The organism is Pseudomonas sp. Pseusp15 (assembly GCF_059492165.1).
This window is the reverse complement of the sequence record NZ_CP168523.1, coordinates 3,862,286-3,881,478: the sequence shown is the minus strand read 5'-3', so window position 1 is coordinate 3,881,478 and position 19,193 is coordinate 3,862,286. Positions and strand designations below refer to the sequence as shown.

The window sequence follows — 19,193 nt, the reverse complement described above, 5'->3', positions numbered from 1 at the left end:
CCCTCGCCACAAGGTATCGGTGATGATGGACGGTTTAATAATCGCGCCGCTTACGAAACGCCCAGCGCCCGGCAATCAGGGTAAACGTCGCCACCAGTGCCACCAGAATCCAGAACCCCTCCGGATCCCCGGCAAGCGGCACCCCGCCGACGTTCATGCCGAAGAAACCGGCAATGATGTTGATCGGCAGCGCCAACACCGTGACCACGGTCAGGGTGAACAGCGTGCGGTTGCTCTGTTCGTTGAGGTTGGCGGCGATTTCTTCCTGCAACAGCTTGATCCGCTCACCGAGGGCTGTGAGGTCGTTGATGATCAGCGCAAACTCCTCGGTGGATTTGCGCAGCTCCTTGACGTCCTCCTTCTGCAACCATTGCGGCGGGCGATTGAGCAGGCGCAGCAACGAGCCCGGCTCCAGCGCCAGCAACCGTTGCAGGCGCACCAGCACCCGGCGGTTGGCGCCCAGTTCGGCGCGGTTGGTGGACAGGCGCGACGACAGCAATTCATCTTCGATCTGATCGACACTGAGGCTGGTCTTGCGCACGATCTGCGTCAGCACTTCGCCCTGATCACGCAGCAAATGCACCAGCAATTCCAGCGGTGAGCGAAAGCATTCACCGGCCTTCACCGAAGAGCGCAGCTTGTCCACCGAGTGCAGCGGTTGCAGGCGCGCGCTGATGATCAGCCGACTGCGAGCGCAGACCCACAGCGTCGAGACATCCGAGGAAACCATGCTACTGAGGTTGAACACCACATCGTTGACCACCGCCAGCAACGCCGAATCGACATGCTCGATGCGCGTCGAACGCGACCCCTCGTGCAAGGCTTCGAAAAACTCGTCGGGCAATTCCAGATGGCTTTTCATCCAGCGCTCGCACGCCGCATGGGCCAGGTTCAGGTGCAGCCAGAGAAACTCATCACTGTCGTCCAGTTGTTGCAGGCAGTGCAGTGCCTTGGCCGAATCGATCTCTCGACCGCGCTCGCCGGGGCGAAAACTGAAACCGTAAAGCAGGCCGAACAGGTCGGAATCGCGATGGCGTTGATCAATGCTGTGGTTCATGAAGTCTCGCTGCGGGGAGGCGCCTGTCGCGGGTTTCACAGGTTCACTTGAGCCTCATCATTGCAAGCGCTCATGACGGTTTTGTGACGGCAAGGTGTACGCAAACGATTGCGATACCGATGGTCGGATTTTCCTCAAGAACCGCTCTGGAACGCCGATCACGCTTGGGTTACGTTTGCGCGCCTTCGGCCAAGGGCCAACGTGGCAGACAGGGATGTCCGGATACTTTTCACGCCTTCATCCGCGTGCCTCATTCCTGTTTCGAGTACTTCCCGATGTCTTTACAAAAGTCCCTTCGAGCACAAATTCTCGCCCTGTTGAGCGGCAGCCTGTTGGCGATGTTGTTGATCGCTTTGGCCTGCTTTCACTTTTTGTCCAACGGCGTTCAGAACTACGCGAACCTGATCGAAGGCCCGTTGCACACCTCGCAACTGATCGATGAAGCCAACCTGCAATTCAAGGTGCAGGTTCAGGAGTGGAAAAACGTCCTGCTGCGCGGCAAGCAACCCGCGGACCTGGACAAATACTGGAAGCAGTTCGAGGAGGGTCAGCGCAATGTGCAGGGTATCCTTGGTGAACTGGCCGGGCAGAAGGGTATGGAGCCGCAACTCAAGACCCGCATCGAACGCCTGCGTGAGGAGCATCGTGTATTAGGTGCGGCGTATCAGAAGGGCCGTGATGCCTACGTGGCGGCCGGTGCCGACCCAGCGGCCGGCGACAATGCGGTCAAGGGCGTGGACCGCGCCGCCAGCGAGCAGATGAATGAACTGGTCGGCGAACTGCGCAAGCAGAGTGTCGAACAATCGAAATTGATCAGTGCCAGTGCCGATCAGACGGTGTTGTCGGGGCTCGCGGTGATGCTGGTGTCGGGCCTGCTGATTGGTTTGTTGAGTCTGTGGCTGGTCAATCGCAACCTGGTGGAGCCGATCCGCAAACTGATCGACTACGTGGCGCAACTCAGTCAGGGCCGGTTCGCCGAGCGCGTGGCCAGCACCCGTCAGGACGAGTTGGGCAACCTGGCCAGGGCCGCCAACACCTTGCGCGATTTCCTCGCCGAAACCTTCAGTCGTTTGCAGCGCAGCGCGTCGGACCTGGACAGTGCCAGCGGTGAGCTGAACTCGATTGCCGGCCTTATGGCCAGCGGCACCAACGAGCAGTTCAATCGCACCGATCAGGTGGCCACGGCGATGAACGAAATGTCCGCCACCGCGCAAGAAGTCGCGCGCCACGCCGCCGAAGCGGCACGTGCGGCCGACGATGCCGACCAGTCCGCCCAGCAAGGCGAGAAGGTCATGCAGGGCACCATTCACACCATCACCCAAATGCGTGGCGAAATCGCCAACACCGCCACGGTCATCCGTCGCCTGGAAGAAGACAGCGGGCGCATCGGCAAGGTGCTGGAAGTGATTCGCGGCATTGCCGAACAGACCAACCTGCTGGCGCTCAACGCGGCAATCGAAGCGGCCCGTGCCGGTGAAGCCGGGCGCGGTTTTGCGGTGGTCGCTGATGAAGTACGCAGCCTGGCCCAGCGCACGGCGGCGTCGATCATCGAGATCAACCAGATCATTCAAACCGTGCAAACCGGTGCGGTGGACGCGGCCCAGGCCATCGAAAGCGGCCAGTCGCGCAGCGAGCAAAGCGTCGAACAAGTGACCCAGGCCGGCGCCATGCTCGAGCGGATCACCCATGCCGTGGAAGCCATTCGCGACATGAACCGCCAGATCGCCACCGCCGCAGAAGAACAGACTTCAGTGGCCGAAGACATCTCGCGCAACCTCACCGAAATCACCAGCATCGCCAGCACCAACCTGGACAACGTGCAGCGCACCGAAGCGGCCAGCCACAACCTGCATGGGCTGTCAGGGCAATTGAATGAGGTAACGGCGCGGTTGAGCGCCTAGTGAAATGGATTGTGTATCGAATCGGTTACCGAGTCGGTACACAGGCGTTGCAGGATGAAGGTGGCAGTACGGCGGATTCGGTGGTCAGCACCTCGGCCTGATCCTTAAGCATTACAGCTGTACACCTTGTTAAGGTCGGTGTGCCGTTGATCGGGTACTTGCAACCAAGACGCCCGATTTCAGCGGTACCTGTTATTTCTGACAGTAGACAGTTTTTTTCTCGCGGCGCTAGATATCCCTTGGCGCGCCTACTCAAACTGAACCTGTGCCAGTACTTTCACAAGGAGCATTGCGATGACCGAAACATTGAACCCTATGACTGTTGTCGGTGGACAGTCGATCATTTTTTTCGTCGATGAAGCAGACCCAGTGATTCCGAAAGCAATCATCCCGGCAAGGGAAGAATTTGTAGAGGGCGAAGAAATCTTCGTGAAGTTTGGCAACGTGGAGGTTGCTTATCACAAATATCGACAAGGTGATTTCTTTCCCATACACATTCCTTTGGACAAAGGAGCGCTGAGTCAGGTGGCTGTCGCTGCGGAGGCTTACTACACGATCAAGCATCTGGATGGATCGACCTCCACCTCAAGTTCTTTCCGTGCCAAGGTCGAGATGTTTAACAGCCAATCGTCCGTGAGTCACGCTAACGCGGTCTAAGACATTGAGGCTGTCGTCACCGCGTCAAAGGCAGCGTGAATATGAACGCCGTTCCATGGGACTGCGTCGATTTCACATCAAGCTGCCCCCCATGGGCCAGCGCAATCTGATTGGCAATGTACAACCCCAACCCGAGGCCGGCCTGCGGTGTTCCGCCGGTCGGTCGCGAGTAGGGCTGGAACAGATGCTGCAGCGCATCCTCGGCAATCAGCCCGTGGTTTTTCACGCTCAATATGAAGTGCCCTTCGTTGACCTGCGCACTGACCTCGACCGGGCCGTCGGGATCGCCGTGGACAACGGCATTCGCCAGCAGGTTGGACAGCAACTGCGCGACCCGTTCGCGATCGCAATGAATGTCGCTCAGGTCGCCAATCGACGACTGAATAATACGCTTGGGGTGAATGCTCTGGATCTCGGCGATCACATGCCGCAGCACATCCCCCAAATCCGGGCACGGCTCGATATTCACCGGGATGCCGCGACCCAATGACCCGCGCGCGAAGTCCAGCACATCGTCGACCAGTTTGGTTGCACGCCGGGCGCTGGTGAGGATATGCCGAACCCGTTGCTCATTTGGCGGGTCTTTGAGTTTGCGCAGGAGCATTTCGGCGCCAGCGCTGATGGCGAACAAGGGGTTGCGCAGGTCATGGCCGAGCACGGCGATAAACTGTTCGCGCAGTTCGGTGGTTTTATGTTCCTTGATCGGCGCCGCTTCGGTCCGTTGCAGGTTTTCTTCGGCCTCGATCTGCAGCGCGAGCATCCGGGCGAAGGATTCCATGGTGCTCTGGGTCGTGCTGGACCTGAGCGGCGCGGGATCAGGATCGAGGGCGCAGAGGGTGCCGAAGAAGCGTCCATCGGTGCGAAGTATCGGCACCGCAATGTAGCTTTCGAATGGACAGGTGCGAGGCGTGTGCTGATCGCGGCTGAGCGGGTCTTCACTGACCTTGTCGATGACCACCGAGTGCTGGCCCTGGCGAATTTCGTCGCTCAGCGTGGAGACCAGCTGCAGTTCATCGCCCACTTGCACGCCGAAATCCAGTCGATCGAGCACCGCGCAGGCGATCCAGGTGTTGTCGATGACGCGGGCCACCGCGGCGAACCGCAACCCGGTCAGCTCACTGATCACCTGAAGAACCGCCGGCACCGCGCTGATCCGGCCGATCGTGGCGATGTCTGCTGCCGCTGTTTGCCCCATATCCGTGGTTCTCTGCTTCAACATGCTGAGTGGTGTTGAGGGATTCTAGCGGGCCTGCGCAAAAGGGCGCGACTTCGTTCATGACTTCAGCGATTTGCCTTACGACGAACGCAAAAAAGCCGCACGACCCGAAGATCGTGCGGCTTTTTGCCGTTGAATCACTTGTCTTGTTTGTTGCTCAGGACCTTGCCAGTGGCGGCATCGAAGTCCACGTCCCATTCGGTGTTGTCAGCCAGACGCAGTTCCACTTCATATTCGTAACCGTTGAAGTGGTTATCCAGGTCGGTATCGGTAATCGTGGCGCCCGGATGCAACTTCAGCGCGGCCTGGTTCATTTCTTCCAGGGGTTTGATCTTGCCGCTTTTGACCAACTCGGGGATCTGGTCGACGCGAACATCAGCCTGGGCCAGGCCTGCGGTGAGGGTCAGGGCAGCAGCGGTGAACAGGGCAGTTAAGGTTTTCATCAAGTTCTTTCCTTGGAGGAGCTGTTTAAGTGGGATCAGGTTAAACAGCGCAACTTAATTCACCCTTAATTGCCCGTGGCGTCAGCTAAAAGCTTCGCGGGCAAGCCTCGCTCCTACAGATTTACGCGACCACCGCGTATGGCATTGTAGGAGCGAGGCTTGCCTGCGAAACAGGCGCCACGGTCTTGAATCAATACCCGTTGTTCTGCAACAACTGCGCAACACTCGCCGCCGCCGGGCGCTTATAGAACTTCAGCAGTTCGCTGGCGCGATTGGTGAAGATGCCGTCGACACCGGCATCCATCACTTTCTGATAATCCACGGCATCGTCGATGGTGTAGACGTGCACCAGCATGCCCTGATCGTGGGTGAACTGGTTCATCCACGGTTTCACCAGGTCTGAATAGCTCTGATCTCCACCCTTGGTCAGCGCGGCAGAAGGCCCGGTGCCGATAGCGCCCTGGGCCTTGGCGTACTCGACCCATTGCTGGAATTCGGCTTTGTCTTTCGGTTCCTGTTTGGCGTAGTAAGTCGCCTTGTCCTTGTCTCCGGACTCAGCGAACGTCACTTTGGATTTCGGCTCGATGCTGCCTTCGCCGACCCACAACAGCAGGATTTTCGGCACTTGCGGCATCTCCTTCTCGAGGAGTTCGAGGCTGCTCTTCTCGAAGGTTTGCAGCACGACTTTGCCTTTCCCCTGGCCGACCGCCAGATTACTTTTTGCCAGTTTGGAACCCGTCGGGCTCAGCCAGCCACGGTCCTGCAATTTATCCTTGAGGTCGCGCTCGATGCCGGGAAACTGCTTCGGCTCTTTGGTTTCGATGTACAGGCCAGGCTTATGCAGCGGATTGCCTTGGGCGATGTCGATGATTTCGTCCAGGGTCAGGATCTTCAGACCCACGTAGCCAGGACGCGCGCGATCCGGGTACGCCGTATTGAACCAGCTGCCGGCATCCAGGGTTTTCAGTTCGGCGATGGTGAATTCGTTGGCCGGGCTGTCCTTGCGCTCAGGGAATTTGGTAGCGACGTCGGTGGTGCGTTGCAGGTTGTTGTCGTGCAGGGCGAACAGCACACCATCCTTGCTGCGTTGCAGGTCCATTTCCAGGTAGTCGGCACCCAGGTCGCGAGCCAGTTTGTAGGCTGCGGCGGTGGATTCCGGTGCATCAAAAGAGGCGCCACGGTGGGCGATCACCGCCGGGTGCGGAATGCCCAGGCGGGTTGCCAGTGCGCTGGGGCTTGGCTCGCTGGTGGCCTGTGCCTGGCCGAGGCCGAGCATCAGGCTCAGCAGCAGGGCGCTTTTGGTGAAGGAGACAGGCATGGTCGAAGTCCTTTTGCGATGAGTTTTCAAAGACGTATCTTTTAACAACTGAGCGCCGCTTGTGCTATCACCAGACCGACATAAACGTGTTTAAAGAAGATTTCTTCGACGCTTTTGTGCGGCTCTTTGCAGTAATCTTCACACCTGCAGTTTCCCCGGCAGAGGGAAACCCGTTCACTTGCCCTGCGTGTAAACCATCGATCACCGGTCCTTAGCGACCTTTTGTGAGGTTTACCATGCGCATCACTTCCCAGCTCATTTGCCAGGCCGCCGACCAACTCAAAGGCTTCGTCGGCCTCAATCGCAAAACCGGCCAGTACATCGTGCGCTTCAGTGAAGACGCTTTCGGCATGGACGTGGCCGACGACGGCATCATCCCCGCCAGCGAATTCGTCTGGGCACCCGGCCCCGAGCAGACCATGACGCTCAAGCGCGAACTGATTCAGTTGCTGCTGGACCAGAACATCGACGACCGGATCAACATCACCGAGCCGTTGCGGGTGTACATGAATCGACAGGACGTGCCGCAGATTACGGCGGTGAGGAGTTTGGTGCGGGGGTGAGGGTTTTGCGGTGGCTGTTCTGGCGTCTTTGCGGACAAGCCCGCGAAGACGCCAGAACACTGCATCATTTACTGTTTGAACGCATAGGCCCGCTCAACCTTGCACACCCGCGTATGACACACCGAATACCAGGTCGATCGCCCGCGTTCACGAATCGCGCTGTGCTCGGGGTGATGCTTCCAGGCCAGGATCGCCGCTTCGCTGTCCCAGTAGGACACCGTAATCCCGAGCCCATCCGCGCCCCGGGCCGATTCCACGCCCAGGAAGCCGGGTTGCTCACGGGCCAGTTCCACCATGCGTTCGGCGGCCTGTTCGTAACCCTGGTCGCCTTCGGTGCGCAGCGAGGTGAAAATCACTGCGTAGTAAGGTGCTGCAGGTGTCTGGGCGATCATGAATTTTTCCTCGCACAGGCCTCGATCAACGCCTTGACCAATGGCGGCAGCAGGCCCTTGAGCGCGGCGCGTTCCGGTTGGAACAGCGTTGCGACAAAGAATGGATGATCCTTCAGCTCCACTGCCCGCAGATCCCCCGCCGAATCGTGGCCAACCGCGTGCAACTGTCGCGTCAGTAGCTGCCGTTCAAACTCGGGATTCACACCGTAACGGCAGTGATAGCCTTCACGAATCTCCGCATTTTCGTACGCCTTGGCGATCAACGAGCCTTCAACCAAATGAATGCTGTCGACGGCTTCCACCAGCGCACAGGCCAGCGGCGTGAGCAACGCCCGTGTCGCGTCGGGCGAAGTCTCGCCGTGTTCAGCATCTTCCCAGCCCAACACGTTGCGGGCGAACTCCAGTACCGCGTGCTGAAAACCGCCGCACGTGCCGAGGAACGGCCGTTGTTGTTCCCGGGCAAAGCGGATCGCCCGTAGCGCGCCATCCATGTCGCGATAAGGGCTGGCGGGTACGCACCAGAAACCATCGAAGTCATCCAGTGGCGTATCGGCGGTGATGCGGTCGGTGGCCAGCCATTCAAACTGCAGGTTCATGCCGGTGTGTTCGGCGGCCATGCCGAGGGCAACGGGGATGGCTTGATGGGCGGAGACGTGTGGATCGTAGTCACCGATCAGGGCAATGCGGATGGCGTTGGTTTCCATGAGTGATCTCGACGCTTGTTGATTTCTGGCACCGACTATAGATTGGCGTTCACGCAATCAATATTGGCGTTATCCCAAGTGATCAATGCATCGATGCACTATCAGCTGGACTATCCCGACCTGTCGCTGATCCTCGCTTTGGTGCGCGGCGGCTCTCTGGCCCGGGCTTCGGCGTTGTTGAAGGTCGACGTTTCGACGGTGTTTCGCGCGGTCCGTCGACTCGAAGCCGCGCTGGGCCAGCAACTGTTCGAAAAGAGCCGCACCGGTTACCTGCCTACCACGTTGGCTCAGACCCTGGCCGAGCAGGCTGAACGCGCCGAACAAGCACTGGAGGCGGCGCGCATTGGCGTGGAGCAGGGCGGAGAAATCATCAGCGGCACCGTGCGTCTGACCTGCACCGATTCGGTCCTGCAAAGTCTGCTGTTACCGGCACTGGCGCGGTTCATGCCGTCTTACCCGGCACTGACTATTGAACTCTGCACCTCCAACGACTTCGCCAACCTCAGCCGCCGCGACGCCGACATCGCCTTGCGGTTGACCCGTACCCCGCCCGAGCATCTGGTTGGCCGGCGATTGGCAGACATTTCCTACCGGGTCTGTGCCAGCGCGGCCTATCTGCAATCGGTCGAATCCCACGACCTGGCCTCATTAACCTGGATCGCCCCGGACGACTTTCTTCCCGATCACCCCACCGTCGCCTGGCGGCGCCAGCAGTTGCCTGGCGTTACACCCGGTTATCGCTGCAACAGCATGTTGTCGGTGACCGAGTTGGTGCGGGCCGGACTGGGCATCGCGGCGTTGCCGGACTTTTTGATCGGTGACGGACTGCAACCGTTGACCGAGCCCCTGCACGGTTACGACACCGCGCTGTGGCTGCTGACCCGCCCGGACTGCCGCGCATTGCGCTCGGTGGTGACGTTGTTCGACGAGTTGGGGCGGGCGCTCCGGATCAAACCTTCGGTGGCTCCTTGCTGATGAAGTGTTGATGCATTTCCGAGGTCAGGCTTTCGATGCGCTCAGTCAGGGTCTTGGTGATTTCGGTGAGCCGGGTGTTTTGCTCCAGCAACTCCTTCAGTTGCGCAGTGTTCCGCGCGGCTTGGGCCTGACGTTCACTGTTGGCGATGGCCAAGGCTTCACGATGTCGCGCATCGGCTTCGGACTGGGCTTTGTCCCGCGCCGCCTGACGCGTCTGGGCCAGCAGAATCAGCGGCGCGGCGTAGGCCGCTTGCAGGCTGAACGCCAGGTTGAGCAGGATGAAGGGGTACACATCGAATTGGGTTACGCCGGACAGGTTCAGGCAAATCCAGATCACCACCACCAAGGTCTGGGCGCCAAGGAAGGTCGGCGTGCCAAAGAACCGCGCAAAAGCCTCGGCGCGCAGGGCAAAACGGTCGGTACCGAAAGTAGGTGCCAGGTGCGCGTGAGGGCGATGGAAGCGCAGGTGATCGACGGGGCCGGTGATTTCGGTTTCGGTTTCGTGGGTCGGAGTGCTCATGATGCTCTCTGAAGAGGGGATGGGACTGAGGCTCACTATAGCTCCAGCGCCAGTCTCATTCAGAAACACATTTCGGTGTTTTTATTCAGAGCGATCGAACAGCGATAAAGTGGCGGACGTTGTCATTTTTTGCAGCTCGGTTCAGCACTCATAGCACGCCAGGAACATGTCCAGCGCAGATTCCACCACGGTGTGCTGCATCTCGGGCGAAAGGCCCGTTCGGCCCATGGAAATCTGCGGCCAGAAGGCAAAGGACTTGAGCAACCCGTGGATCTGTTGCGCAGCGAACTCAGGCGCGACCTGTTTCAAGCGGCCATCGGCCTGGGCGGCACGAATCCACACGGTCAAACTTTCTTCGCGCTCACCCATTCGGGCAACCATGTTCTGCGCACGCTCGGGAGAGTGGATGGTGGCGGCAATCGCCACACGCGCCAGGTCGAGAAAATTGTCATCGGCCAGCATCTGCAATTTCGCCTGCAACATCAGGCGCAGCTGATCGCGCAGGGGCAGGTCGTGGCGGTAGGCCGTTTCCTGTTCGGCCGTTACTCGGGTCCATAACTGATTGAGGATTTCGGCAAACAACTCTTCCTTGCTCGGGAAGTGGTTGTACACCGTGCGCTTCGACACGCCGGCGGTGGCGGCGATCTTGTCCATGCTGGTGATGTCGAAACCGTGGGTACGGAATTCGGCAATCGCCGCCTGGATGATGGCTTCGCGTTTTCGGTCGGTGAGGCGCTGTGGAGCTGTCATAAGTACGCTTCGGCAGGAAAAAGTGGAGAATTACACTTGGTAGTTTACTTGTGATCGGCTTTGATGCAACCTAGAAACTACACTGTGCAGTGTAATGTTGTGTTAATCCTGCACCGTGAGAAATTGAATCTTCGGCTGATGCGTGCATGCCTTGGCCATTTATCGTCCCAAGCGGAAAATCGTCGATTGTGCGGTTTTTCTGGAGTCATTCAGTCATGGACACTTCAACTTCCCCAGCGAACAACGCTTCAACGCCTGAAGCGTCCCGACAGGCTCAAGGGCAGTACCGAAACCATGTGCCGGTGCAGCGCGAAGGCTTTCGCAAAACCTTGCGCATCCTGTGGAACTTCATCTTCAACAAACCGCACGACACCCGGCCGTCGGCCCCCGTTCCGGTGCAAACCCTGACCCAGGCGGCGTTGATTGCCGCGCCTAACCACAGCGTCTATCGCCTGGGCCATTCCACACTTCTGCTCAAGCTGCAGGACAAGTTCTGGATCACCGACCCGGTCTTCGCCGAACGCGCCTCTCCCGTGCAATGGGCCGGCCCCAAGCGTTTCCACCAGCCGCCGATCAGCCTCGAAGACCTGCCGCCGATTGAAGCGGTGATCCTGTCCCACGATCACTACGACCACCTCGATTATCAGGCCGTGCTCAAACTGGCGGACAAGACCCGCTACTTCCTCACGCCCCTGGGCGTGGGGGACACCCTGATCAAGTGGGGCATCGACGCCAGCAAAGTGCGCCAACTGGATTGGTGGCAGGGCACCGAGGTCGATGGCCTTCAATTCGTAGCCACACCTTCGCAGCACTTTTCCGGTCGCGGGCTGTTCGACGGTAACAGCACCCTTTGGGCATCGTGGGTGATGATCGACGGCGATACGCGGATTTTCTTCAGTGGCGACAGCGGCTACTTCGACGGCTTCAAACGCATCGGCGAGCAGTACGGCCCATTCGACCTGACCCTTATGGAAACCGGCGCCTACAACGTCGAGTGGCCTCACGTGCACATGCAGCCCGAGCAAACCCTGCAAGCGCACATCGACCTTAAAGGGCGCTGGTTGCTGCCGATCCACAACGGCACCTTCGACCTGTCGATGCACGCCTGGTACGAACCTTTCGACCGTATTCTGGCGCTGGCCTGGGAACGGAACGTGTCGATCACCACGCCGCAAATGGGCGAGGCGTTCAACGTGATGTATCCGCAGCGTGGTGGCGCGTGGTGGTTGGGTGTGGAAGATGTAAGCGATCAGGCGACCGTGCAGAACGCTTGATGTTGTGCTGCCGGGGCGCTGGCGGGGCACGCGCCCCGGACTTTTCAGCTGCGTTCGTCCAGTAACGGCTTTGTATATTCCGAGATTTTTGCCACGGTCAGATCGCAAAATTCTCCACGGAGTATTTCGTTCAGTTCCTCCTCAGACAATCCAAGCCTATGGGCCGCCTCAGCCTGACTCAGCCGACCGGTTTCGAGGAGCATGCCTATTTTCATAACGTGTTCGGCTTTGGCCCGCATCTGCTGCAACCTCACTCAACCATCGCATAATCCGCCCGCCCCACCGGGTTCGGTGTGGACCCTTTCACATTCATCCCTCGGCCCGGTGCAAACCCCGGGAAGAACACCAGGCCTTGCGATTCAAACCGATACGCCAACGCCAGCCGCGTGACATCCAGCACATTACGCTGCGCCTCGAATCGCTGGATGGCGTCAACGGAAACCCCGGATTCCTCGGACAACTCTTCCACACTCCAACCCAGCATCGCTCGGGCCTGGGCGCAGTGGGCGGGGGTGAACTGGAAGAGGGCGATGCGTTCCAGGGTGATTTTCATTGCAAGAGAGGCCATGGTTTTCTCCGGGGATCGAGCGTGGCGATTCGAAAATGTACTGTGTTTTTGTACAGTTGTTTTGCGCCCGGATCAAACTCATTTTTTGATCGATTCTCTTTTTTCGCTCAGGCAGGGGCGTTGGACCGACTACGCTGTCTCTAGGCGGTTTCCTGAAAGCTCCAAATGATTGAACGTCAGCCTTCTGATCTTCAATGCCGGAAAGGTGGCGTTTCAAACGCAGTGCGCCACAGCGTTACGCGGGGAAGGGAATCATGAAAAGACTACGTCTGCTATGTGCCCTGATCAGCTTTACAACTCTGCCGGTCCTGGCCGATACGGCATCGCCAGACAAAGATGCCTTTGTCACCAACCTCATCAATCAGATGACCCTCGACGAAAAAGTCGGCCAACTGCGGCTGATCGCTATCGATGACAAGATGACGCCCGAAAAAATCTGCCAGGAGATCACTGCCGGGCGAATCGGGGGGACGTATGGCTCTGTGAGCCGTTATGTAAACCGCCCCATGCAGGACGCGGCTCAACAAAGCCGCCTGAAGATACCGATGTTTTTCGGTTGGGACGTGATACACGGTCATCGAACCATTTTCCCCATTGGCCTGGCCTTGGCCTCCAGTTGGGATATGGACGCCATCGAGTTGAGCGGTCGAACGGCGGCGAAAGAAGCCAGTGCGGACGGTATCGATATGACCTTCGCCCCGATGATCGATGTCGCCCGTGATCCTCGCTGGGGGCGCACATCCGAAGGCTTCGGTGAAGACACCTATCTGGTTTCGCGCATTGCCAGAGTGATGGTCCAGGCCTACCAGGGACAAAGCCTGAACGCGCCCGACAGCATCATGTCCAGCGCCAAGCACTTTGCGTTGTATGGGGCTGTCGAGGGGGGGCGCGACTACAACAGCGTCGACATGGGCCTGACCCGAATGTACCAGGACTACCTGCCACCTTATCGTTCGGCGATCGAGGGTGGCGCGGGAGCCGTCATGGCGGCGCTTAACTCGATAAATGGTGTACCGGCGGCGGCCAATAAATGGTTGATGCAGGACCTGCTTCGCAAAGCGTGGGGCTTCAAGGGACTGGTCATCAGCGACCATAACGGGGTCACCGATCTGGTTCAGCACGGTGTTGCGAGGAATCCTCGCGACGCGGCCAGGCTCGCCATCAGGGCCGGCATTGATATGAGCATGAACGACTCCTCCTATGGGCCGGAGTTACCAGGGCTGCTTGAGTCTGGCGCCATTTCCCAGAGCGATATTGATGACGCGGTGCGGGAAGTACTGGGTGCCAAGTACGACATGGGGCTATTCGAAGACCCTTACCGGCGCCTCGGCGCTGCCAGTGAAAGCGCTGCTGATAACAACGCCGAAAACCATCTGCACAGAGCGCAGGCCCGTGAAGTGGCACGCAAGACACTGGTGCTGTTGAAGAATGAAAACGGGCTCTTGCCGCTGAAAAAAGAGAGCACGATCGCGCTCATCGGCCCGTTGGCAAAAAGTACCGTCGATATCATGGGCAGTTGGTCTGCAAGTGGTGTGCCCGCGCAATCGGTGACGATCTACGACGGGTTGAAAAGCGCGATGAGCCAGGGCTCGCTGATCTATGCCCGAGGCGCCAATCTCGAGGAGGATCAGGAGGTTGTTAAATACCTGGAATACCAGGGCGTGTCTGAAATCGCCAACGACCCTCGCCCGGCAGAAGAAATGATTGACGAAGCAGTCAAGGTTGCACAGCAAGCCGATGTTGTCATCGCCGTGGTGGGCGAGCCCCGCAGCATGTCCCATGAAGCGGCCAGTCGAACCAGCCTCGATCTGCCGGGGCGCCAGAGTGAATTGATCACCGCCCTGAAAGCCACCGGCAAGCCGCTGGTACTGGTATTGATGAACGGTCGGCCGTTGTCGATCGGCAAGGAGCAGAAACAGGCCGATGCGATTCTGGAAACCTGGTACAGCGGTACCGAGGGAGGCAACGCCGTTGCGGATGTATTGTTCGGTGACTACAACCCGTCCGGCAAATTACCCATCACCTTTCCACGTTCCGTGGGGCAGATCCCCAATTACTACAGCCACCTGAACACCGGCCGTCCGTACCTGCCGGGTGCGCTTCGCAACTACACGTCGCAATATTTCGATCAATCCTATGGGCCGCTTTACCCCTTCGGCTATGGGCTGAGCTATACCGATTTCAGCCTGACCGACATGGCCCTGTCTTCGACCACACTGAACAAGACCGACAACCTCGTCGCCAGCATCATGGTGAAAAATACCGGCCAGCGTGACGGCGAAACGGTGGTTCAGCTGTATATCCGCGATGTCGTTGCCTCCGTCGCCCGGCCGGTCAAAGAACTGAAAAACTTTCAAAAAATCATGCTCAAGGCCGGCGAGGAGAGAGCAGTCCACTTCAGCATTAACGAGAACGACTTGAAGTTCTTCAATGCCCAACTGGAATACGTCGCCGAGCCGGGTGAGTTCCGGGTGCAAATCGGCCTGGATTCCCAGGATGTGAAGGAGCAGAGCTTTGAATTGCTGTCAGAACAAGCCACTCAAGACAATCATCCGCCCAGTGCAGAACCTGTAGACGCGAGCGGTGCGGCGATCCGACTTGCCCACGAAGAACGATGATGCGTAATACCTGAGAAACCGCGGTGCAATCTTCGCGGATGGCTTTAGTGGTCATTTCGTCCCCTCCAACCAAACGGACGGGGCCTGTCCCAGCACCCGACGGAACATGGTCGAAAACGCCGCCGGACTTTCATAACCAAAATCCAGGGCAATGCGCGTCACCGGTGTGTCCACCGCCAGCCGCGCCAAGGCCAGCACCACGCAGGCCCGCTGCCGCCATTGGCTGAAACTCAGCCCGGTTTGTTGGCGGAACAGACGATTGAACGTACGCAGGCTGATATGCAACTCATCGGCCCATTGCTGCGGCGATTGGTGAGCGTTCGGTTGCCGGAGAAACCTCTGACACAACCCGAGCAACCGCGAATCCACAGGCAACGGAATGTGCAATGGCAGGTGAGCACTGCGCGCCAGTTCATGCAGCAACAAGTCGATCAGCGCCCCATCGCGCCCGGCCTCGTCGTACTCCAGCGCAACCTCCACCGCCTCCATCAACAAATGCCGCAGCAACGGCGAAACACTGATCACCTGGCAGCGGCTGCCCAGATCAACCGCCCCCGGTTCGATATACACACTGCGAGTGCTCACCCCCAGCATCAACACCTCATGCGCCACCCCTGGCGGAATCCACACCGCCCGCTGCGGCGGCACCACCCAATTGCCGTCGAGCGTGCTCACCTGCATCACCCCCGTGGCGCCATACAACAACTGCGCCCGCCGATGGGTATGGCGCGGCAACCGATGACCGTCGGGGTAATCCGTGCCGATGGCCACCACCGGCCGTGGCGTGTCGTCCAGCAGATCAATTGAAACATTGCGCATCGAGCGGCACCCAGCGGTTGGCGTAAACGCAAATATTATTGGCTGACTTGCTGAAGCAGGCCAAGCCCCGTCGCTCTATCGTCGGCCACTCTCAACCCACGGACGATGCGCGATGTTCTTCTACCTCTTGCTGGCACTCTTCGGCTGCATGACCGGCGTCACCGCTGTGCTATTCGGCTTCGGCGGCGGATTTGTCGTCGTGCCCTTGCTGTACCGCATGCTCACGGCCAGCCACGGCATCGACGACCCCATCGGCCAAGCGGCGATGCACATTGCCGTAGCCACCTCGACCTGCGTGATGATCGTCAATGCGCTAATCGCCACCAGAAAACATCACCACGCGGGCAATCTCATTCGCCATTACCTGTGGCCGTTGGGCGGGTTCATCGGCTTGGGCGCGATCGTCGGAGCTGCGGCCGCGACGTGGGCGAGTGGTGAGCTGATCCGTTCTGCCTTCATCGTTTACCTGGGCGTGACCATTCTGGACTGCTTGTTCAGACGCGGTTTTCTTACACAGTCCTACATCGAAATCCCACGGCGATTGGGCGGGGCAGAAGTGTCTGGCGGCGGTGTGGGAATTGGCGCTATCGCCACGTTTCTTGGGGTGGGCGGTAGCGTCATGACCGTGCCGTTGCTAAGACGCTGTGGCCTCAGCATGTCGCAAGCCACATCCATGGCTAATCCATTGAGTCTTCCGGTTGCGGTGGCCGGAACGCTGACCTATATGGCGATGGCGGGGTTTACCGAGTTTGATCTGGGGGCGTGGTTTGTCGGCTATGTGGACGTGCTGGCGTTTGCGCTGCTGACGGTTGGGTCGCTGGTGGGGATTCGGCTGGCCACGCCGTGGATCGGGCGGATACCGGATCGGGTGCATGCGCGGGTTTATATTGGTTTGCTGGTAGTGGTGATGCTCAGCATGGCGACGAAGTGGGGCGTGTGAGGCTCGATTCTCCCCTGCAACCTCGCCATAATCCGTCCCCCGTTCAATCTGCGCCGCATGCAACCTGCCCGGCGCGGCTTCCGACTCATTCAGGGATCGATCAATGTTCAAAGGATTGTTACGCCTGGCGCCAGTCGCCACGCTGTTACTCATGCTGTGTTCCACTGCTCATGCCGAGGACGGGAGACGAGTGTTCACCGGCACCTTGGGCAAGATGCCGATCGTGCTGGAGCTCAACACCAACCAGCCGGACGAAGTCACCGGCCGCTACTTCTATGAGAAATACCATCGCGACCTGGGGCTGAGCGGCTCGCTGCAAGAAGAGACCCTGACGCTAACCGAAGGCGACAGCCGCTACAGCGAAGACAAACCCCTGGCAATCCTGAAGTTGCAAGAAACGGCCAACGGCTGGCAAGGCGAATGGAAAAGCCCCAAGGGTAAAGTCCTGAAAGTGCTGTTGACCGAGGCCAAGCTCCCGGCACCGGCAGCAGACGCCTTGCCCTTCATCGCCGCGCTGCCGAAAAGCGACCCCTACGAGTATCTGCGTCTGCAAGGCTTGAAACTCAAACCAGGCAAGAAAGAGTCCTTCATGGGCTACGACCTGCAATGGTGGACGGAGCCCGCGTCCGGTCTCTCCATGTTCAGCATCGAGTCCGGCTACCCGAAAGCTGACCAGCAGCGGATCAATCAGCAATTGTTGGAGCGGCTCTGGAGCGAAGTCATCAACTACCACGGCTGCTTGCTGGGAGGTGGGGAATATGCCGAATTCGACCAAGGCGTCGCCCCCCAATTCCTGTCGCCCGATGTGGTCAGCCTGAACATCTCCACCAGCTACAGCTGCGGCGGCGCTCACCCGGACTTTGGCAATTCGCCGATCAACCTCGACGTTCACACCGGCCATAGCCTGTCGCTGGAAGACGTGCTGTGGGTGGGTAACGGCAAGCCGCTGCTGCACGCCGACCGCGACGGCGCGAGCGATACATCGTTGACCGAGGAAGAGAGCAAGGCACGATTCACCTATCAGCGCGAAGTGTTCGTACCATGGCTGATCAAGCAATTCACCGCGCTGTACCCCGAGGAAATGCAGAAGCCGGCGGACGAGGACAGCTGCGACTACACCGACGAAAGCGTTTGGGGTTATTCCAACTGGCACTTCACCGCAAAAGGCCTGTACCTGGGACCGTACTTCGCCCGCGTACAACGTAATTGCGATGATCCTGGCTGGTCAGTGCTGCCATACGCCGTGGTCAAGCAACATCCCGGCGCGGTCAAACTCGAACTGCCTCGCAACTAATCCTTAGCCTGCTGCCAACCCCGGCGCTTCCCGAATAATGAAGTGATCCAGGTTCTCGATGTTGGCACTGAACACCCCGAACGTCTGTTCGGGGTTTTTCTTGCTCGGCACCTGCTTCAACTCCGGCGTCACGCCATAAAAGAAGCAATACAACTCGGCGTCACTGTCGACGGCGTGCTTGATCTCTTCCAGAAACGCCTTGCGCTTGCGGTAGTTGTCGATCAGCTTCTTGCTCAGGTAAACGTTCACCGAATAAGGCTTCTTCTTCGCCCCGTCCGCTTGCTTGAACCAGACCTTCTGTTCGAAATCGATGCGAAAGCTCTGGGTGTAATCCTTGATCTCCTTGATCTTGCCCCAGTAAATCAGCCCCTTGTTGTCCTGCAGGTACTCGATCTTCTTGAAGAACGACCCATAAGGCGCCGTGTGCTCGCCAATCTTCAGCGGCATGCGCTTGAGCAGCTCCTTGTCCGCGAAGTTCGACACAAAACACTCAACGGGATGGGCGAAGACACTGGTCTTGTCCGGCGCCGACTCCCGGCTTGGCTGCTCGACGTTACTGCTCGCTGAAGTGAGTGTTGGGGCATCGCGCAAAACATCCGCTGCCACCGCCGGGCTCGCAGGCTTACGCACATACTCACGCCGAGTCAGCAACAACTCCGACGGAAAATGCTCCTCCCGACCGTCATCCGACTCCGCCCCGTCCGTCTCCAGGCCCGACGCCGGCGTCTTCAGACTGACATAAGGACAACCCTCGACATGCCGCGTGCTCGGCATGTTCTTGAAGTGCGGCGTGCGCACGTAATTCACATTCTTGGCGTTGAACGTCCCCAACACGTTGGCCGCATCAAACGCCAAACGGCAAGCATCGTTGGGGCACTGGAAATGCTCCTTGGCGGAATCGAACTCCATCGTCTCGTCGAAATTCAAATCGCGCACGTCATAGATCGACAGCTTGTCGTCGAGGCTGAGGCAGTAGGCGAGGTCGAATTTCATGGTGGGCTCGGGTCCTTGAGTGGGGAAGGGTATTAATAGCGGGAGGGGCGTGATAACGCACCTCTTAATTCGTCAATATCTTCAATCCTTGGGCGTACGCGTGGCACGTTTGGCCTCGCGCACGATGAGGTGCAGTTACGATTTTGCTATCTACGGCATCTGTAAAAAAGGAGATGTTTCTGCGGGGTTTG

20 protein-coding genes are annotated in these 19,193 nt (G+C 58.8%); 8 read left to right on the top strand and 12 right to left on the bottom strand.

Annotated features, from left to right (window positions below; translation table 11 throughout):
* Positions 1–34: 34 nt before the first annotated feature.
* Positions 35–1,057 (bottom strand): transporter, encoded by a 1,023-nt coding sequence (locus tag ACEN8R_RS17610; protein WP_018926423.1) that lies wholly within the window; start codon positions 1,055–1,057, stop codon positions 35–37.
* Between the two features lie 275 nt (positions 1,058–1,332).
* On the opposite strand from ACEN8R_RS17610, the gene ACEN8R_RS17605 reads away from it, so the two are divergent.
* Positions 1,333–2,958 carry a methyl-accepting chemotaxis protein gene (locus tag ACEN8R_RS17605; RefSeq protein WP_018926422.1) on the top strand — a complete coding sequence of 542 codons (1,626 nt, stop codon included), beginning with the start codon at positions 1,333–1,335 and terminating at the stop codon, positions 2,956–2,958.
* A gap of 294 nt (positions 2,959–3,252) precedes the next feature.
* Positions 3,253–3,615 (top strand): hypothetical protein, encoded by a 363-nt coding sequence (locus tag ACEN8R_RS17600; protein WP_018926420.1) that lies wholly within the window; start codon positions 3,253–3,255, stop codon positions 3,613–3,615.
* Between the two features lie 16 nt (positions 3,616–3,631).
* Here ACEN8R_RS17600 and ACEN8R_RS17595 read toward each other — a convergent pair whose 3' ends face one another.
* The 3 genes from ACEN8R_RS17595 to ACEN8R_RS17585 form a co-directional block, all read right to left on the bottom strand.
* A complete protein-coding gene (locus ACEN8R_RS17595) occupies positions 3,632–4,810 on the bottom strand; it encodes a GAF domain-containing sensor histidine kinase (RefSeq protein WP_495624223.1) in 1,179 nt (392 codons plus the stop codon).
* Between the two features lie 158 nt (positions 4,811–4,968).
* Positions 4,969–5,274: a PepSY domain-containing protein gene (locus tag ACEN8R_RS17590; protein WP_007934833.1), complete on the bottom strand. Its 306-nt coding sequence runs from the start codon at positions 5,272–5,274 to the stop codon at positions 4,969–4,971.
* Positions 5,275–5,464: 190 nt separating this feature from the next.
* Positions 5,465–6,592, bottom strand: coding sequence for a glycerophosphodiester phosphodiesterase (locus ACEN8R_RS17585; RefSeq protein ID WP_018926417.1), 1,128 nt, complete (start codon positions 6,590–6,592; stop codon positions 5,465–5,467).
* 236 nt (positions 6,593–6,828) lie between these two features.
* Here ACEN8R_RS17585 and ACEN8R_RS17580 point away from each other — a divergent pair, with 236 nt between their 5' ends.
* A complete protein-coding gene (locus ACEN8R_RS17580; RefSeq protein WP_064616425.1) occupies positions 6,829–7,155 on the top strand; it encodes a DUF2025 family protein in 327 nt (108 codons plus the stop codon).
* A 68-nt stretch (positions 7,156–7,223) separates the two neighbouring features.
* Here the strand turns inward: ACEN8R_RS17580 and ACEN8R_RS17575 are convergent, their stop codons facing one another.
* The gene (locus ACEN8R_RS17575) at positions 7,224–7,547 is read right to left on the bottom strand and encodes an antibiotic biosynthesis monooxygenase family protein (RefSeq protein ID WP_495624222.1); all 324 of its coding nucleotides are present in this window, start codon (positions 7,545–7,547) and stop codon (positions 7,224–7,226) included.
* The gene (locus ACEN8R_RS17570; protein WP_086944532.1) at positions 7,544–8,251 is read right to left on the bottom strand and encodes a CTP synthase C-terminal region-related (seleno)protein; all 708 of its coding nucleotides are present in this window, start codon (positions 8,249–8,251) and stop codon (positions 7,544–7,546) included. The genes ACEN8R_RS17575 and ACEN8R_RS17570 overlap by 4 nt, the downstream gene beginning before the upstream one ends.
* 15 nt (positions 8,252–8,266) lie before the next feature.
* Between ACEN8R_RS17570 and ACEN8R_RS17565 the strand changes: the two genes are divergently transcribed.
* Positions 8,267–9,226 carry a LysR family transcriptional regulator gene (locus ACEN8R_RS17565; protein ID WP_495624221.1) on the top strand — a complete coding sequence of 320 codons (960 nt, stop codon included), beginning with the start codon at positions 8,267–8,269 and terminating at the stop codon, positions 9,224–9,226.
* Here ACEN8R_RS17565 and ACEN8R_RS17560 read toward each other — a convergent pair.
* Both ACEN8R_RS17560 and ACEN8R_RS17555 read right to left on the bottom strand, forming a co-directional pair.
* On the bottom strand, positions 9,201–9,746 hold the full coding sequence (locus ACEN8R_RS17560) for a DUF1003 domain-containing protein (protein WP_018926412.1): 546 nt from the start codon (positions 9,744–9,746) through the stop codon (positions 9,201–9,203). The two genes, ACEN8R_RS17565 and ACEN8R_RS17560, sit on opposite strands and share 26 nt — an antisense overlap.
* A 141-nt stretch (positions 9,747–9,887) precedes the next feature.
* A complete protein-coding gene (locus ACEN8R_RS17555) occupies positions 9,888–10,496 on the bottom strand; it encodes a TetR/AcrR family transcriptional regulator (RefSeq protein ID WP_064616432.1) in 609 nt (202 codons plus the stop codon).
* A gap of 215 nt (positions 10,497–10,711) precedes the next feature.
* Here ACEN8R_RS17555 and ACEN8R_RS17550 point away from each other — a divergent pair, with 215 nt between their 5' ends.
* Positions 10,712–11,770, top strand: a complete 1,059-nt coding sequence (locus tag ACEN8R_RS17550; RefSeq protein ID WP_026286448.1) for an MBL fold metallo-hydrolase — start codon at positions 10,712–10,714, stop codon at positions 11,768–11,770.
* A gap of 44 nt (positions 11,771–11,814) precedes the next feature.
* On the opposite strand, the gene ACEN8R_RS17545 is transcribed toward ACEN8R_RS17550, so the two are convergent.
* Complete coding sequence (locus ACEN8R_RS17545) at positions 11,815–12,009, bottom strand: XRE family transcriptional regulator (RefSeq protein WP_138866939.1); 195 nt, start codon at positions 12,007–12,009, stop codon at positions 11,815–11,817.
* Between the two features lie 11 nt (positions 12,010–12,020).
* Positions 12,021–12,338, bottom strand: a complete 318-nt coding sequence (locus ACEN8R_RS17540) for a helix-turn-helix domain-containing protein (RefSeq protein WP_018926408.1) — start codon at positions 12,336–12,338, stop codon at positions 12,021–12,023.
* Positions 12,339–12,592: 254 nt separating this feature from the next.
* Between ACEN8R_RS17540 and bglX the strand changes: the two genes are divergently transcribed.
* Positions 12,593–14,956: a beta-glucosidase BglX gene (gene bglX, locus ACEN8R_RS17535; protein ID WP_477759263.1), complete on the top strand. Its 2,364-nt coding sequence runs from the start codon at positions 12,593–12,595 to the stop codon at positions 14,954–14,956.
* 51 nt (positions 14,957–15,007) lie between these two features.
* Here the strand turns inward: bglX and ACEN8R_RS17530 are convergent, their stop codons facing one another.
* The gene (locus ACEN8R_RS17530) at positions 15,008–15,775 is read right to left on the bottom strand and encodes an AraC family transcriptional regulator (protein WP_138866940.1); all 768 of its coding nucleotides are present in this window, start codon (positions 15,773–15,775) and stop codon (positions 15,008–15,010) included.
* 112 nt (positions 15,776–15,887) lie between these two features.
* Here ACEN8R_RS17530 and ACEN8R_RS17525 point away from each other — a divergent pair, with 112 nt between their 5' ends.
* Positions 15,888–16,715, top strand: coding sequence for a sulfite exporter TauE/SafE family protein (locus ACEN8R_RS17525; protein ID WP_258613238.1), 828 nt, complete (start codon positions 15,888–15,890; stop codon positions 16,713–16,715).
* A gap of 103 nt (positions 16,716–16,818) precedes the next feature.
* Positions 16,819–18,009, top strand: a complete 1,191-nt coding sequence (locus ACEN8R_RS17520) for a hypothetical protein (RefSeq protein WP_258613239.1) — start codon at positions 16,819–16,821, stop codon at positions 18,007–18,009.
* A 3-nt stretch (positions 18,010–18,012) separates the two neighbouring features.
* On the opposite strand, the gene ACEN8R_RS17515 is transcribed toward ACEN8R_RS17520, so the two are convergent.
* Positions 18,013–19,002, bottom strand: a complete 990-nt coding sequence (locus ACEN8R_RS17515) for a hypothetical protein (protein WP_495624220.1) — start codon at positions 19,000–19,002, stop codon at positions 18,013–18,015.
* Between the last annotated feature and the right edge of the window lie 191 nt (positions 19,003–19,193).